The organism is Chryseobacterium glaciei (genome assembly GCF_001648155.1).
Lineage (GTDB): Bacteria > Bacteroidota > Bacteroidia > Flavobacteriales > Weeksellaceae > Chryseobacterium > Chryseobacterium glaciei.
The window spans coordinates 2,427,077-2,442,705 of sequence record NZ_CP015199.1 but is presented as its reverse complement, the minus strand read 5'-3'; the positions used below and the strand labels follow the sequence as shown (position 1 = coordinate 2,442,705).

16 protein-coding genes are annotated in these 15,629 nt (G+C 34.6%); 15 read left to right on the top strand and 1 reads right to left on the bottom strand.

Features of this window, described 5'->3' with window-relative positions:
* The first annotated feature begins 37 nt into the window (after positions 1 to 37).
* The 4 genes from A0O34_RS10970 to A0O34_RS10955 are packed head-to-tail and all read left to right on the top strand — an operon-like array spanning position 38 to position 2,973.
* Positions 38 to 952 carry a dialkylrecorsinol condensing enzyme DarA gene (locus tag A0O34_RS10970; protein ID WP_066754585.1) on the top strand — a complete coding sequence of 305 codons (915 nt, stop codon included), beginning with the start codon at positions 38 to 40 and terminating at the stop codon, positions 950 to 952.
* A gap of 1 nt (position 953) precedes the next feature.
* Entirely contained in the window at positions 954 to 2,093 is a 1,140-nt protein-coding gene (gene darB, locus A0O34_RS10965; RefSeq protein ID WP_066754583.1) for a dialkylresorcinol biosynthesis protein DarB, read from the top strand.
* Entirely contained in the window at positions 2,093 to 2,524 is a 432-nt protein-coding gene (locus tag A0O34_RS10960; protein WP_066754581.1) for a hotdog family protein, read from the top strand. Before darB ends, A0O34_RS10960 begins: the two co-directional genes overlap by 1 nt.
* A 5-nt stretch (positions 2,525 to 2,529) precedes the next feature.
* The gene (locus tag A0O34_RS10955; RefSeq protein WP_066754579.1) at positions 2,530 to 2,973 is read left to right on the top strand and encodes a hotdog family protein; all 444 of its coding nucleotides are present in this window, start codon (positions 2,530 to 2,532) and stop codon (positions 2,971 to 2,973) included.
* Positions 2,974 to 3,217: 244 nt separating this feature from the next.
* On the opposite strand, the gene A0O34_RS10950 is transcribed toward A0O34_RS10955, so the two are convergent.
* Positions 3,218 to 6,130, bottom strand: a complete 2,913-nt coding sequence (locus A0O34_RS10950; RefSeq protein WP_066754577.1) for a M16 family metallopeptidase — start codon at positions 6,128 to 6,130, stop codon at positions 3,218 to 3,220.
* Between the two features lie 248 nt (positions 6,131 to 6,378).
* Between A0O34_RS10950 and DarG the strand changes: the two genes are divergently transcribed.
* The 11 genes from DarG to A0O34_RS10895 all read left to right on the top strand — a co-directional run bounded on the left by DarG (position 6,379) and on the right by A0O34_RS10895 (position 15,592).
* Positions 6,379 to 6,783 (top strand): flexirubin biosynthesis protein DarG, encoded by a 405-nt coding sequence (DarG, locus tag A0O34_RS10945; RefSeq protein WP_066754575.1) that lies wholly within the window; start codon positions 6,379 to 6,381, stop codon positions 6,781 to 6,783.
* A 100-nt stretch (positions 6,784 to 6,883) separates the two neighbouring features.
* Positions 6,884 to 7,879 carry a BtrH-related acyltransferase DarH gene (darH, locus tag A0O34_RS10940; RefSeq protein WP_066754573.1) on the top strand — a complete coding sequence of 332 codons (996 nt, stop codon included), beginning with the start codon at positions 6,884 to 6,886 and terminating at the stop codon, positions 7,877 to 7,879.
* Position 7,880: 1 nt separating this feature from the next.
* On the top strand, positions 7,881 to 8,636 hold the full coding sequence (locus A0O34_RS10935; RefSeq protein WP_066754571.1) for an ABC transporter ATP-binding protein: 756 nt from the start codon (positions 7,881 to 7,883) through the stop codon (positions 8,634 to 8,636).
* Entirely contained in the window at positions 8,623 to 9,894 is a 1,272-nt protein-coding gene (locus A0O34_RS10930) for an ABC transporter permease (protein WP_066754567.1), read from the top strand. The genes A0O34_RS10935 and A0O34_RS10930 overlap by 14 nt, the downstream gene beginning before the upstream one ends.
* Positions 9,869 to 10,309 carry an acyl-CoA thioesterase gene (locus tag A0O34_RS10925; RefSeq protein WP_066754565.1) on the top strand — a complete coding sequence of 147 codons (441 nt, stop codon included), beginning with the start codon at positions 9,869 to 9,871 and terminating at the stop codon, positions 10,307 to 10,309. Before A0O34_RS10930 ends, A0O34_RS10925 begins: the two co-directional genes overlap by 26 nt.
* A complete protein-coding gene (locus tag A0O34_RS10920; RefSeq protein WP_066754564.1) occupies positions 10,306 to 11,460 on the top strand; it encodes a beta-ketoacyl synthase N-terminal-like domain-containing protein in 1,155 nt (384 codons plus the stop codon). Before A0O34_RS10925 ends, A0O34_RS10920 begins: the two co-directional genes overlap by 4 nt.
* 1 nt (position 11,461) lies before the next feature.
* Complete coding sequence (locus A0O34_RS10915; RefSeq protein WP_066759642.1) at positions 11,462 to 12,004, top strand: 3-oxoacyl-ACP synthase; 543 nt, start codon at positions 11,462 to 11,464, stop codon at positions 12,002 to 12,004.
* Positions 12,005 to 12,099: 95 nt separating this feature from the next.
* On the top strand, positions 12,100 to 12,357 hold the full coding sequence (locus A0O34_RS10910) for a phosphopantetheine-binding protein (RefSeq protein WP_054512816.1): 258 nt from the start codon (positions 12,100 to 12,102) through the stop codon (positions 12,355 to 12,357).
* Between the two features lie 87 nt (positions 12,358 to 12,444).
* Positions 12,445 to 13,644 carry a beta-ketoacyl-[acyl-carrier-protein] synthase family protein gene (locus tag A0O34_RS10905; RefSeq protein WP_066754562.1) on the top strand — a complete coding sequence of 400 codons (1,200 nt, stop codon included), beginning with the start codon at positions 12,445 to 12,447 and terminating at the stop codon, positions 13,642 to 13,644.
* Complete coding sequence (locus A0O34_RS10900) at positions 13,641 to 14,702, top strand: beta-ketoacyl synthase N-terminal-like domain-containing protein (RefSeq protein ID WP_066754555.1); 1,062 nt, start codon at positions 13,641 to 13,643, stop codon at positions 14,700 to 14,702. The genes A0O34_RS10905 and A0O34_RS10900 overlap by 4 nt, the downstream gene beginning before the upstream one ends.
* Positions 14,703 to 14,854: 152 nt before the next feature.
* Positions 14,855 to 15,592, top strand: coding sequence for a polysaccharide deacetylase family protein (locus A0O34_RS10895; RefSeq protein WP_066754553.1), 738 nt, complete (start codon positions 14,855 to 14,857; stop codon positions 15,590 to 15,592).
* The last annotated feature ends 37 nt before the right edge of the window (positions 15,593 to 15,629 follow it).

The following is a 15,629-nucleotide window of genomic DNA, read 5'->3' as shown; positions in this document are numbered from 1 at the left end:
TATGAAAAGCATATTTTTGTAACCGATAAAAAAACTAATGCAAAAAAATATACTTGTAATATATTATTCACAAACCGGACAATTGGAGGATATTGTAAAGAATGTTGCCCAACCGTTTGAAAATAATAAAGAAGAATATAATGTTACGTATTATAATATTCAGTTAAAGGAAGACTTTGCTTTTCCTTGGTCGAGTGATGTATTTTTCAATACATTTCCGGAGTCTTATTTACAGATTCCGAGCGAGATACATCCGCCTTCGGAAAACATTCTGAACAAAAAATATGACCTCATTATTTTTGGATATCAGGTTTGGTATTTAACGCCGTCCATTCCCATCATTTCATTCCTGAAAAGTGGTTACGCAGAAAATATATTGAAAAATACTCCTGTGGTTACCATTTCTGCAACAAGAAATATGTGGATGCTTTCTCAGGAAAAACTGAAAGTTTATTTAAAAGATATGAAAGCCGAGCTTGTAGGAAACATCGCTTTGGTAGACAGACACGACAATTATACAAGTGTATTAACAATCTTACGTTGGTTAACAACAGGACAAAAAGAAAAATCAGGAATACTTCCCGCGGCCGGAGTTTCGGACGAAGAAATTAAAGGTTCTGTAAAATATGGCGAGGTTATTGAAAGACATTTAAAAAACAATGATCTGGATAATCTTCAACCTGATTTGATCAATAACGGAGCTGTAGAAATTCGTCCTTTTTTGGTAAGAGTAGAAAAGGTAGGAAACAAGATCTTCACCATTTGGTCTAACCTGATTATCAAGAAAAAAGAAAAACGACCATTGCTGATAAAATTCTTTAAGGTATATTTGATGGCAGCAATCTGGGTAATTTCACCCGTAGTTTTAGTTTTACACCTGTTGACGACCCCTATATTTGGGGTTAAAAGACAGAAACAAAAAAAATATTTACAAGGAATTAATTTAAAATAGAATGTACGACGTATTTATAACAAAAGCCTCAACATATTTACCGAATGAGCCGGTTTCTAATGATGAAATGGAAACGTATCTAGGGTATATAAATGACGCCAAATCAAAAGCTAAGTCATTGATTTTAAGAAACAATAAAATCACAACAAGATATTACGCTTTAGATAAAGAAGGAAATCCTACACATACCAATGCTCAGATCACAGCAAAAGCAATTGAAGGTCTTTTTGATGAAAATTTCAAAAAAGAAGACATGAAATTACTGTCTGTAGGAACAACTTCACCAGACCAGATTCAGCCGTCACACGCTTCTATGGTGCATGGTGAATTAAACATTGGTAAATCTATCGAAATAAATACTGCAACAGGTCTTTGCAACTCAGGAATGAATGCGCTGAACTACGGTTTTCTTTCTGTAAAAGCAGGCGTTCAGGAAGCGGCAGTTTGTGCAGGTTCCGAGAGAATGTCAGCATGGATGACGGCCGATAAATTCAACCATGAAGCAGAAAATTTAGTCTTATTAGAAGAAAGACCAATTATCGCTTTCAAAAGAGAATTCCTTAGATGGATGCTTTCTGACGGAGCAGGCGCATTTCTATTGGAAAACAAACCAAGAGAAAATGAAACCAATTTGAAAGTAGAATGGATTGATTTCTATTCTTACGCTCACGAAATCGAAGCTTGTATGTATGCAGGTTGCGAGAAGCAGGAAGACGGAAGCCTGAAATCTTGGGCAGATTACCCTTCGGACGAATGGTTGAAGCAATCTATTTTTGCATTAAAACAAGACACAAAAATATTAGATAAATATATTTTGGTGAAAGGTGCCGAAAGTTTAAGATCATCTTTCGACAAACATACTTTAGACCCGGATTCTATCGATCATGTTTTAGCTCATATTTCTTCAGGTTATTTTAAAGAAGGACTTAAAGATGAGTTTGCTAAAGTAGGATTGGATTTCCCTTGGGAAAAATGGTACTACAACCTTTCTGAAATAGGAAATATCGGTGCCGGTTCTATCTTCGTAGCTTTAGAGCAACTAATGAATTCAGGGAAATTGAAAAAAGGAGAAAAAATACTTCTTTGCGTTCCTGAAAGTGGAAGATTTGCGTATTCTTGTGCCTTGTTAACCGTTTGCTAATGGAAAACAAATTACCAACATCTGATCAAAATTTTGTGGAAAGCTTAATTCCGCAAAGATCTCCTTTTGTAATGGTGAATGAACTTGCAGAATATTCTGAAAATCACCTGATCTCAGGATTTGAAATAAAAGAAGACAATATTTTTGTTCAGAACGGAATTTTTCAGGCATCAGGATTAATTGAACATCAGGCTCAAAGCGTGGCTTTACACACCGGATACAAATACTATTTATTGGGAAAAGATGCTCCCACAGGATATATTGGTGCCATCAAGTCTTTTGAAGCTGAAGCATTACCGAAAGTCGGAGATCATTTGAAATCGGAAGTTACTATTTTGAATGAAGTAATGGGAGTTACACTTGTCAATATTATTACTAAACTAAATGATATTGAGATCGCCAACTCTCAAATGAAAACTGTTGTAAAATAATTTTAATGGAAATCAAGGAAAACGACATCATCAATATTCATCAATTCTTACCTCATCGCGATCCAATGCTGATGGCAGATTATATTTTGGAATTGACCAAAGAAAAAGTGATGACTTCGTTTGAAATTCTGGAAGATAATATTTTTGTTCACAATAATGAGTTTGTTGAAGCCGGTTTAATTGAAAATCTAGCGCAAACCTGTTCATCAATCCTCGGACAAAGTTTCTTCGAAAATCCTGAAGCTGATACAAAAGTGATCGGTTTTATTACCAATATTAAGAAAATTGAAGTTTTTGCGTTGCCTAAAGTTGGTGACAAGATTATTTCAAAAGCATCATTGATTTCTCAATATGAAAATATCTGCAATATTTTTTGTGAGACTTTTAATAATGATGAATTGCTGATCAGAGCTGAAATCAATTTGTTTATTCAGGAAGTGAAATCATAGAAAAATTTACTTTAAATATATAAAAGCTGTACGTTTTGTGCAGCTTTTATTTTTGTTTGAACCACAGATTTACACAAATTTTCACAGATGATTGAGAATAATAAAAATGTATAAATATTTAAACTCAAAAATAAAACACAAACATCTGTGAAAATTTGTGTAAATCTGTGGTTAATATGAAATGAAAGAAACAAAAAAGTGAGGCATTTCTACCCCACTTTCAATATTATTTTAAATCTGAAAATTAATATCCGAAAATCTCTTCAAGAGTTACCTCTTTAAATTCTCCCATTTTATTAATAGATTCCATATTCAGGTTTTCTTTTTTCCCGATGATGGCTGTATTATATTTCAATGGCTTAATATCAGTATCGTAGAAGCTCGTCAATTGAGGTAAGCTCAATCCCTGAATTTCAGTATAAATATCTTTTCTGATATCATAATCAACGCCTAATTTTTTCAAAGCTAACTGATTAAAGAAAATACTTGTTCTATTGATTCTGTTGGATGCAATTTGTTTCAAAGCAGAACCTTTAGAATTTTCAAACTGAGCCGGAATTTGTGGCAATTGAGCCATTAAATCATTCATTGCACTTACTGCTAAAGGTAATTTATTTGCTTGTGTTCCGATATAGTTTGTAACGTAGTTTGGATGATTGCTTTCAGTTGCATTTGCATAAGAGACATACGCAGAATAAGCCAACGACTTACTTTCTCTGATCTCCTGGAAAACGATAGAAGACAGTCCACGTCCGAAATATTCGTTGAAAACATTCGCTTTTCCGAAGTTTCCAAGATTTACGTTGCTGCCTTTTGCAATTTTAGACATTTCCATTTGTACCATGTCGTAATTGGTGAAATATACTTTTCCTTCAGTCGCAGGTTCAGCGTAAACTTTTGCTTTTGCCGGTTGTAAAGTTGTGTTGGCGATGTAAGGTTTAACTGCTTTTTCCAATCCTTTCTGATCTTCTCCGTAAAGGAAAACTTCGTAAGGATATTGATTGATCGTCTTGATTTTTTTCATTAAATCATCAACATTAATGCTCTGCATACGCTCTTTAGAAACAACATCCGCCATTCTTGAATCTTTCCCATACTTCGCGTAATTGCTCAATGCAGTCATGATTCTTGTTTTATCTTTCTTCGCAACTTCTCTTGATTCTAAGATCGTTTTTACGGTCTGATCATAAATTGCTTTATCTGCTTTTACATTGGTCAGCCAGTGATTCATTAGCTCAACGCCTTTTTGCATATTGCTTTCCAATCCGCTCAAAGTGATTACCGTTTGGTCATTTGAAGTTCTGAAACTGTTTGAAATTCCAAGTTTGTAGAATTCTTCTTTCAGTTGTTCAGGTGAATATTTATCTGTTCCCAAATATTCCAGAGCAGTGATCGCAAGAGATAATTCTTTGTCATTATCTGTTCCGAAAGGGAAAATATAATTCACCTGAGCAATTTCGTTGTATTTATTTTTAACGAAGCTTACTTTCTTATCTTTAATCTGAGACGTTTGGATCGCTGTTTTATAATCGATAAATTCAGGCTTAATTTCAGTTGGTTTTATCGCTAAAACTTCTTTCAGGAAAGGAGATTGTGCATCTCTGTTCAGTTTAATCGGAGTGATTCCCGGATTTTGTACACGAACTAATTTATCATTAACCCCTTTTTCTTTGTAAACAACTATATAATTATCCTTGAAAAATTCATTAGCAAATTTTACAACATCAGATTTTGAAATCTTTTCATATTCATTGATCTCATCCAATTCCTGTTGCCAAGTTCTTCCGTTGATGTAAACATCATAAAGATTGGTAGCCAAACCGTCCGCAGTTTCCCAATTCTTCATTCTCTGAACTTTCTTGTCGTTCACGATCGCTTTCAGCATCCAATCAGGAAATTGACCTTTTTTAATTAAATCAACCTGATCTAATAATAATTTTTTAGCCTCATCAAAACTTTGTCCCTCTTTCGGAGTTACTGTTAACGCAAAAGAACCGTACATTTTGAATGGAGATTCGTAAGCTCCCGCGCCTAATGTTTTTTGCTTTTGATTAATATTAAGATCGATTAGACCTGCATCGCCTCTGTTACTTAAAATCTCAGCCACGACATCAGCCAATCTAGCGTCCTGTGTTCCGTAAGAATCAGTTCTCCAAGCCATCGTCATTCTCGGCGTTGACGGACTTTTCACTGTTCTGGTAACGATTGAAGTCATTGGAGCTTCTGTTACCATTTTTTTCATTGGTAATTCTTTGTATTTGAAAGTTCCGAAATATTGATCAACTAATTTTATCGTTTTATCATAATCCAGATCTCCAACCAAAACAACCGCCATGTTATTAGGAACATAATACGTATCAAAATACTTATGAATTGCTACCATTGAAGGGCTTTTCAAGTGTTCTGAAGTTCCGATCGTTGTTTGCTGTCCATTTGGATGTTTTGGGAAAAGAGCTTCCATCAAAGCATAATTTACCAAACGGCCGTCATTATCTTGAGCTCTGTTGTATTCTTCATAAACCGCTTCCAATTCTGTATGAAAAAGCCTTAAAACCAATTCAGAAAAACGTTCTTTTTCTACTTTAAGCCATTTTTCAAGCTCGTTTGCAGGAATATTATTTTTATAAACCGTTTCATCCAACCAAGTGTGAGCATTCGTTCCTGTTGCTCCCAAAGATGAAATTGCTTTATCATATTCGTTAGCAATCGCATATTTAGACGCTTCCTGAGAAACCTCATCAATTTTTTTGTACAATGCTTTTTTCTTTTCAGGATCTTTTTCTGCTTTGTGTTGCTCGTAAAGATCTGAGATTTGTTGAAGCAAAACTTTTTCTTTCGCCCAATCCTGAGTTCCCAAATGCGAAGTTCCTTTGAAAACCATATGCTCAAGGTAATGAGCCAATCCCGTATTATCACTCGGATCGTTATTTGATCCCGTTCTTACCGGAATATACGTTTGAATTCTTGGTGCATCTTCATTTTTTGCCAGATACACCTTCAATCCGTTCTTTAATGTATAAACTCTTACACCAGACTGATCATTTTTCACGGTTTCATAGCTGTAACCCTGATTATCCGTCAGTTTTTGTGTTTCAAATTTCTGAGCCATCGCACTCAACATACAAAAGAGCGAGACAGAAATAAAAAATTTCTTCATAGTATTATTTATTTAATCAAATTTCTTTTAAAATATATTAGTCTGAATTTATCCCTCACTTGTTACATATCATTCATCTGCAAATGTGATATATTTTATTAGGCTTACTTATTAAAACTCACATTACATCATCACAGAATAATATGATTTACATATAATCTATTTTCACTATTTTAGCCGATTGATAAAGTTAATCACAAAACGGGTGGATTTTATTCATCTGTAATCTAAAACTTAAAAATATTTAGATGAAAAAGCAAGACCTTCCTCAAGACGAAAGCAATTTGAAATCGGCAAATATGACCGAGGTTTTGTACGTGACTGATGAAAACAATAATTATACAACGGCAAACAGCATTGGTTGGGACGTTAAGAAAGCCGCTTTAGATGAATCTTTAGCCTTAATTAACGAAAGAATAGAAGAAGCTAAACAAGATGTTACCAATAACGTAGCGAGTCCGATTGTTTATTTCATGGAACTGAATAAAATGGATTTACAGGTTCTTGCTTCCTATGCCGGAATGTGGCAATGGAGAGTAAAGAGACACGCAAAACCAAAAGTATTTAAGACACTAAGCGAATCCGTACTGAAAAAATATGCCGATGCATTCGGGATTTCAGTGGATGAATTAAAAAATTTCAACGGTAAATAAAACCATCTTAAAATAAATGTAAAGTTTGTTACTCTAAGGAGCGAAAAATCTCTACAATTAAGATAAAAATATTACCAAGATAAAAAGAGAAAAGCAACGAATGAAAATTAATTTTGAACACCATCAAACTGCGCATTGCGAAAACGGTGTTGCCTCTAATTTACTAATAAACAAAGGGCTAAAACTCAGCGAACCGATGATCTTCGGAATTGGTTCTGGGTTATTTTTCGTGTATTTACCTTTTTTAAAAGTAAATTTCGCCCCAGGTTTTAGTTACAGGCCAATGCCGGGAGCTATTTTCAGCAAAGCGGCAAAAAGACTGGGAATTAAAATTAAAAGAGAAAAATTCTCGAATCCTAAAGACGCACAATTAGCCTTAGAGAAAAATTTAGAAAACAACATACCGACAGGTTTACAGGTTGGGGTTTTTAACCTTACTTATTTTCCTGAAGAATATAAATTCCATTTCAACGCTCACAATTTGGTCGTTTATGGAAAAGAAGACGGAAGATTTTTGATCAGTGATCCTGTGATGGATTATACCACTTCCCTTTCCGAATCAGAATTGGAAAAAGTAAGATATGCCAAAGGTGCACTTCCTCCTAAAGGTCACATGTACTACCCTACTTACATTCCGGAAAATGTAAATCTGGAAGAAGCTATCAAAAAAGGCATTAAAGATACTTGTAAAAATATGTTAGCTCCCGTTCCACTTATTGGGGTAAAAGCCATGAGATGGGTCGCGAAAAGCATTCCGAAATGGGCTGATAAAAAAGGTACAAAAGTGACCAATCATTATTTGGGACAATTGATCAGAATGCAGGAGGAAATCGGAACAGGCGGTGGCGGTTTCAGATTTATTTACGGTGCATTTTTACAGGAAGCTGCTGTAATTCTTAAAAATGACGAATTAAAAGAACTTTCTAAAGAAATTACCGCAATCGGTGATCTTTGGAGAGATTTTGCAGTTGATATTGCCCGTGTTTACAAAAACAGAAACTCAAAAAGCAATATCTATCAGGAGCTTTCAAAATCGATGCTTCATATTGCTGATCTGGAAGAGGCTTTTTACAAAAAACTGAGAAAAGCAATTTAACGTGGAGAACATCATTGAAATAAAAAACCTGTATAAAAAATACAAGCATGCAGAAGAGTTTTCTGTAAATGATATCTCGTTGAATATTAATCAAAACGAAATCTACGGAATTCTGGGACCCAACGGAGCAGGAAAAACAACTTTAATCTCCATGCTTTCTGGGTTGATAAAACCAACTTCAGGAACTTTTAAGATCAACGGATTATCTCCTCAAAAAGACGGTTTTAAATTAAGACAAATCATTGGAATTGTTCCACAGGAATATGCACTATACCCTACGCTTACAGCAAAAGAAAACTTAATGTTCTTCGGTAGCTTGTACGGTTTACCACATAAAAAATTAAAAATTGCGATTGATGAATCTTTAGAACTCATGGGTTTATCAAAATTCGCCGATAAAAAAGTAGAACAATTCTCAGGAGGAATGAAACGTCGTTGCAATTTGATCGCAGGAACACTTCACAATCCGAAAGTTCTATTTTTGGATGAACCGACCGTTGGCGTTGATGTTCAATCTAAAAAAGCAATCATTGATTATCTTTTGGATTTAAATAAAAAAGGAACGTGCATCATTTATACCTCTCATCATCTTTCTGAAGCGGAAGAATTCTGTACCAAAATTGCCATCATTGATCATGGAAAAATCCACGCTGTTGGAACTCCCGAAGAATTGGTGAACAGAGTTGCCAGTGCCGAAAACTTAGAAGATGTTTTCATTTCATTAACCGGAAAAGAATTAAGAGATGTTGTTGTATAAATTGTGGAGAAGTTTCGTTAAAGAGATCCTTTTACTGAAAAGAGATATCGGTGGAATCGTCATTATTTTTGTGATGCCTTTATTGCTGATTATCACCATCACCTTAATTCAGGATTCTACTTTTAAAAATCTGGAAGGTTCAAAAATTCCGATCATTTTTATTGATAATGACAAATCTGAAATTTCAAAAAGTATAAAACACGAGCTCGAAAATGGTAAAACATTCGAGTTAGTGACTAATTATACCGAAAAATCAGCTCAAAACGCCGTTTTTTCAGGTGATTATCAAATGGCAATCGTCATTCCTGAAAATTTAACTAAAGATTTAAATGCAAATATTGATTCTAAAGTTCAGACCATTGTAAGCTCATTTGGAATTGAGGCAGATTCTGCTTCTGCAAAAAAGAATGTTGAAATAAAAGCCAAAGATATTCACTTGTATTTTGATCCGGCAACAAATATCGGTTTCAAAAATAATGTAATGAATGCCGTTAATAAAATGGTTTTTGAAATCGAAAACAAAAAGATCTACAAAGCTTTCCAGGATCAATTGGGAACTACGGAAAATCTGGATGAAAATAAAAACTTAATCAGCTTTAAAGAAATTACGCCTACAAAAGGAAAAATGGACATTATACCGAATTCTGTTCAGCACAATGTTCCGGCTTGGGCACTTTTTGCGATATTTTTCATTGTCGTTCCGCTTTCTATTAATTTAGTTAAAGAAAAAAGTCAGGGAACGAGTGTAAGGGTAAGAGTGAGTCCAACGCCTTATTATATTCATATTTTAGGAAAAACGTGTACCTATTTAATCATCTGCATCATTCAATTTTTATTGATGGTAGCGGTGGGAATTTATCTTTTCCCTTATATGGACTTACCACAATTTGATGTGACAGGAAAAATGTTCCATTTAATTATCGTTACCATTTTCGCAGGTTTAGCAGCTATTGGCTTTGGTGTTTTATTAGGAACACTGGCCGATACTCAGGAACAGTCTGCACCGTTTGGAGCCACTTCTGTTGTTGTATTGGCAGCAGTCGGAGGAATATGGGTTCCGGTATTCTTAATGCCTGAATTCATGCAGACCGTAGCCAAATTCTCACCCATGAACTGGGGACTGAACGCTTATTACGACATCATTCTAAGAAACAGCGGAATCGCAGGCATAGCAAAAGAACTGGCTTTATTATTATTATTTTATATTGCCATGGTCACTATTTCAATTTTTTATGAAAGGAAACAAAATGCAGTCTAACGAAAAACCAATCCAGTGTACTGAGGAAGTACGAGTACGATTCAATGAGACAGATCCGTTGGGAATTGTGTGGCATGGCCATTACATTGTGTATTTCGAAGACGGAAGAGAAGCTTTCGGCAGACAGCATGGCCTGACTTACCTCGATATTCAGAAAGCTGGATTTGTAACGCCTATCGTAAAAAGTACTTGTGAGCATTTTCTTCCTTTAAAATATGGTGAAACCTTCAATATCGTAACCACTTTTGTCAATATAACTGCTGCGAAATTAATTTATAAATACGAACTTTTTAATCAAGATAATAAATTGGTTTGCAGTGGAGAAACCATTCAGGTTTTCTTAGATTCTGACAATAATTTATGTTTGTATAATCCCGAGTTTTTTCAAGCTTGGAAAGATAAAATGGGATTATGAGAAAAGAAGTTTACATCACAGATTACAACTGCGTCACTCCTTTAGGTTTTGATGTTGCATCCAATTGGAATGCTTTACTTCAAGGAAAATCAGGCGTTGCAAAACATAAAGTGATCGAAAATCAGGAAGCTTTTTATGCTTCTATCATCGATTCTGAAAAATTGGAAGAAGAATTCAACAAAAACTTCGACAATAAAAATTTCACACGGCTTGAAAAAATGTTTTTGTTAAGTTTAAAACCTTTGGTGGAAAGACATAACATTACAGAAGAAACAGCTTTCATTTTATCAACAACTAAAGGAAATATCAGTTTATTAAAAAATAAAACGACTTTACCGGAAGGTGCTTATCTTTCAAGTTTAGCACAAAAAATCGCTGATTTTTTCGGATTTAAAACAAAACCAATTGTTGTTTCCAATGCATGTGTCTCTGGAGTGATGGCGATTGCTGTAGCAAAAAACATGATTCAGGCAGGAAGATATAAAGATGCATTTGTTGTGGCTGGAGATGAGATCTCAGAGTTTGTGATTTCAGGATTTAATTCTTTCCAGGCCATCGGAAGCGAACCCTGCAAACCTTATGACAAAAACCGTAGCGGAATCAATCTTGGTGAAGCTACGGCGGCAGCTTATATTACAGGTCATTGCGAAGAACGAAGTGACGAAGCAATCTCAAACGAAAAATTTAGTTTTAAAATATCAGGAGACTCAGCAATCAACGATGCCAATCACATTTCCGGACCTTCAAGAACAGGAGACGGATTGTATACAAGCATCAAAAATGCAATGACAGAAGCCAACGTTTCAGCAGAACAAATCAATTTTATATCTGCCCACGGAACGGCAACACTCTATAACGACGAAATGGAAGCCATCGCTTTCAACAGAATGGAATTACAAAATGTTTCTTTAAACAGTATGAAAGGCTATTATGGTCATTGTTTAGGAGCATCAGGTCTACTGGAAAGCATTATTTCTATGGAAAGTGCTCTTCACAGTACCTTAATTTCATCTAAAAACTTTGAAGAAATGGGAGTTTCCCAACCTTTGAACATTATTAAAGAAAACCAACCTACGGAAATCAAATATATTTTGAAAACAGCTTCAGGTTTTGGCGGTTGTAATGCAGCAATTGTTTTCGAAAAATGTTAAGATGATGAAGAAAACAGACATTTGCACCATAGAAAATTCAAAAATAACGACCAACAAACAAGTTATTTTTGAAAGCCAAGCTGAATTTTTCTCAGAATTTGCAAAAGAAGCTTATAAAAGTTTAGAATTGAATTATCCTAAATTTCATAAAATGGATAACTTGAGTAAACTGGCATTTTTGGCTTCGGAAATTATTTTAAAAGACGGAGATCACAGCAAAACAGCAATTGTTTTAGCCAACAGATCATCAAGTTTAGATACTGATTTTAAATATCAGGAAAGCATCAACTCTCAGGAAAATTTCTTCCCGAGCCCGGCTGTTTTTGTGTACACTTTGCCTAACATTTGCGTCGGTGAAATCAGCATCAAGCATAAAATGCAGACAGAGAATGCGTTTTTTGTTTTGGATGAATTTGATGAAAAATTTTTAAATGATTACTCAGAACAGATCTTACAGTCAGGAAAGGCTGAAAAGGTACTCTGTGGCTGGGTAGAGCTATATCAGGAAAGTTATAAAGCTTTTGTATATTTGCTTACGAACTAATATAACAATTTAACACTATAACAATGTAGCATTAATTTGCAGTCATCCATTGGTAAACTGGCACACTGCTAAATTGGTACATTAAAATAATTTTTATGGAAAACTTACAAACTGAATTGAAGCACAAAATTATCGAAGTACTTAATCTTGAAGATGTTTCTATAGAAGAGATCAAAGATACTGATCCGTTATTCGGAGGAGGTTTAGGATTAGATTCTATCGACGCTTTAGAGTTGATCGTTCTTCTTGACAAAGATTATGGAATAAAATTAGCCGATCCTAAAAAAGGAAAGGAAATTTTTCAATCTATCGATACGATGGCAAAATTCATCGAAGAAAACAGAACAAAATAAATGAGTCAATCTAGCAATGTATCAGTTTAGCAATGTAACAATATTGGTAAACTGTTAAATTGATACACAGTTACATTATAAGATAAAATGAGTCAAAAAATTGCCATAACAGGAATGGGCATCATTTCTTCCATCGGTAACAATGTGGAAGAAAATTTTATTTCGTTAAAAACCGGAAAACACGGAATTTCAGATATTCAGTTGTTTGAAACCCGCCACACCGGAAATATTAAAACAGGCGAGATAAAACTATCTAATGAAGAATTGGTACAAAAACTTCAGCTTAATGAAGATAATAATGTGACAAGAACTGCTTTGTTAGGGATGATTGCCGCAAAAGAAGCCGTAGAAAGTGCCGGAATATCAGATATTAACGGCTACAAAACAGGCTTGATCTCCTCAACAAGCGTTGGCGGAATGGATATCACCGAAAAATATTTCTACTCTTACGAAGACTTTCCTGAAAAGCAAAAATATATTGACTCTCATGATGCAGGAAATTCATCATTAGCTATTGCAGATTATTTAGGGCTGAAAGGTATGGTTTCGACCATCAGTACGGCTTGTTCTTCAGCAGCTAACGCGATTATGATGGGCGCAAAGCTTATTAAAAATGGAGTTTTAGACCGCGTGATTGTTGGTGGAACTGATTCTCTTTCAAAATTTACATTGAATGGATTCAGTACCCTAATGATTCTTACCGATTCTTACAATACGCCTTTCGACAATGACAGAAAAGGATTAAATCTCGGAGAAGCAGCCGCTTTTCTGGTATTGGAATCTGATGAAGTTGTTAAAAAAGAAAATAAAAAAGTCCTAGGCTATCTTTCAGGCTATGGAAATGCCAACGATGCCCACCATCAAACCGCTTCTTCGGAAAACGGACAAGGCGCTTATTTAGCTATGGAAAAAGCATTGAAAGTTTCAGGTTTACAGAAAGAAAACATCGATTATATCAACGCTCACGGAACAGCCACTCCAAATAATGATCTATCGGAAGGAATTGCGATGATTAGACTCTTTGGTGAAAACCAGGTACCGGAATTCAGTTCTACAAAAGCGTTTACAGGTCATACTTTAGCTGCTGCTGCGGGAATTGAAGCCATATATTCATTGTTGGCCATTCAAAATAATATCATTTTCCCCAATTTGAATTTTAAAACGAAAATGGAAGAATTTGATTTAACACCTGTTACCGAATTGAAAGAGAAGAATATCGATCATGTCCTTTCTAACTCATTTGGGTTCGGAGGAAATTGTTCAACCTTAATTTTCTCAAAATCATGAGTGCAGTTTATATCAACAGTGCAGCCTGCATCTCGGTTCAGGACACTTTAAATCAAAATTTCATCCAAAACCTTACGCCTGAAAATTCAATTCAGATCGTAAAAGCTATTGAACCTAATTACAAAGAATTCATTCCGCCCGCAATGAGCAGAAGAATGTCTAAAACAGTAAAAATGAGTTCCGTAACCTCAAAATATGCTTTAAAAGAAGCCGGAATTGAAAACCCTGACGCGATTATTGTCGGAACAGGAATGGGTTGCTCCCAAGATTCTGAAAAGTTTTTAAAAAATGTAATTGATAATAATGAAGAGTTTCTGACTCCGACTTATTTTATTCAATCCACTCACAATACGGTTGCCGGGCAAATTGCTTTAGCATTACAATGCCACGCTTACAACTTCACGTATGTAAATACCTCTTCTTCATTGGAATTCTCGATGTTAGATGCTAAACTTCAAATTAATGATGGTGAAGCTGACAATGTTTTGGTGGGTTCAACGGATGAACAAACCGACCGAACAATGGAATTGTATAAATTAAACAAAACCATTAAGAAAGAAGAAAATCTTCCCGTTGATTATTTACATTCAACAACAGAAGGTGTTATTTGGGGAGAAGGTTCTAGCTTTTTTGTTCTGGGAAAAGAAAAGACAGAAAATTCTTACGCTCAACTTAGAGATATAAAAATCAATAATAGATTAGAACAAGATGAAATTCAAAGCTTTATCGGATATTTTTTAACTCAAAACAATCTTACCTTTGAAGAAATTGATGCTGTGATTTTAGGTTTCAGCGGAGATTCTACATCTGATGTTTATTATACTAAAACAATGAATTTATTTCCAAATTCAGCGTTGTTATATTACAAGCATTTAAGTGGAGAATTCAATACAGCAAGTGGCTTCTCAACATTTATGGCTTGTCATATTCTGAAAGATCAGCAGATTCCGGAAGTGATGATGATTAATGATGTGAAAAAAGAAAGTATTAAAAATATTCTTTTGTATAATCATTTGGGAGGAAGTGATCATAGTTTGGTTTTGTTGGAGAACGTTTGATTTCACTAAGTAAAGTAAAACGATTGGTTTGTCATTCAGAGCGAAACGAAGTGGAGCGTGGAATCTATTACGAATTTGAGATTGCTTCGTCACTGCGTTCCTAGCAATGACACCAAGAATATTTTAAACCAAAAACTCAAAATAATAAAAAGATGAAACACTATCCATTTATTCTATTTTATCTTTTCTGCAATGTATTTATTTATGCATTTCACGGGACTTTTTGGGTTTATTTGTTTTGTTTCTTACTTTTTTCGGCAGTGCTTGTTTGGGGATCTTTTGATATTGAATTAGGATATTTTGTCAATAGTTTGACTCATAAAAGAACAAAAATCAAGGAAGTTGCTTTGACTTTTGATGATGGTCCGACTGAATTTACCCCGAAATTTTTAGATATTTTAAAAGAAAATCAGATAAAAGCAACCTTTTTCTGCATCGGAAAACAGATTGAAAAATATCCTGAAACTTTCCAAAGAATTATTGCGGAAGGTCACACAATTGGAAATCATACTTTTTCTCATTCAAACAATACCGGATTCTTATCTACTCCAAAAATGGTTGAAGAGATTGAAAAATGCGACGAAATCATTTATAAAATTGGAAATATAAAGACCAATTTATACCGCCCTCCTTTTGGTGTTACCAATCCGAATATTGCTAAAGCGATCAAACAAACTCACAAAAAAAGCATCGGCTGGAATGTCCGTTCTCTCGATACGATTACAGACAACGAAAAGAAAATTTATAAACGAGTTACAAAAAATCTGAAAAAAGGAAGCATCATTCTTCTACATGATACCTCAGAAAAAACGTATAATGTTTTGGTAGATTTATTAGTATTTTTGGAGCGTGAAAAGTATTCAACTTTTACGGTGGATAACGAAAAATAATATTGGTTGGGAGTCCCGAAGGGACGACTTAACAAAG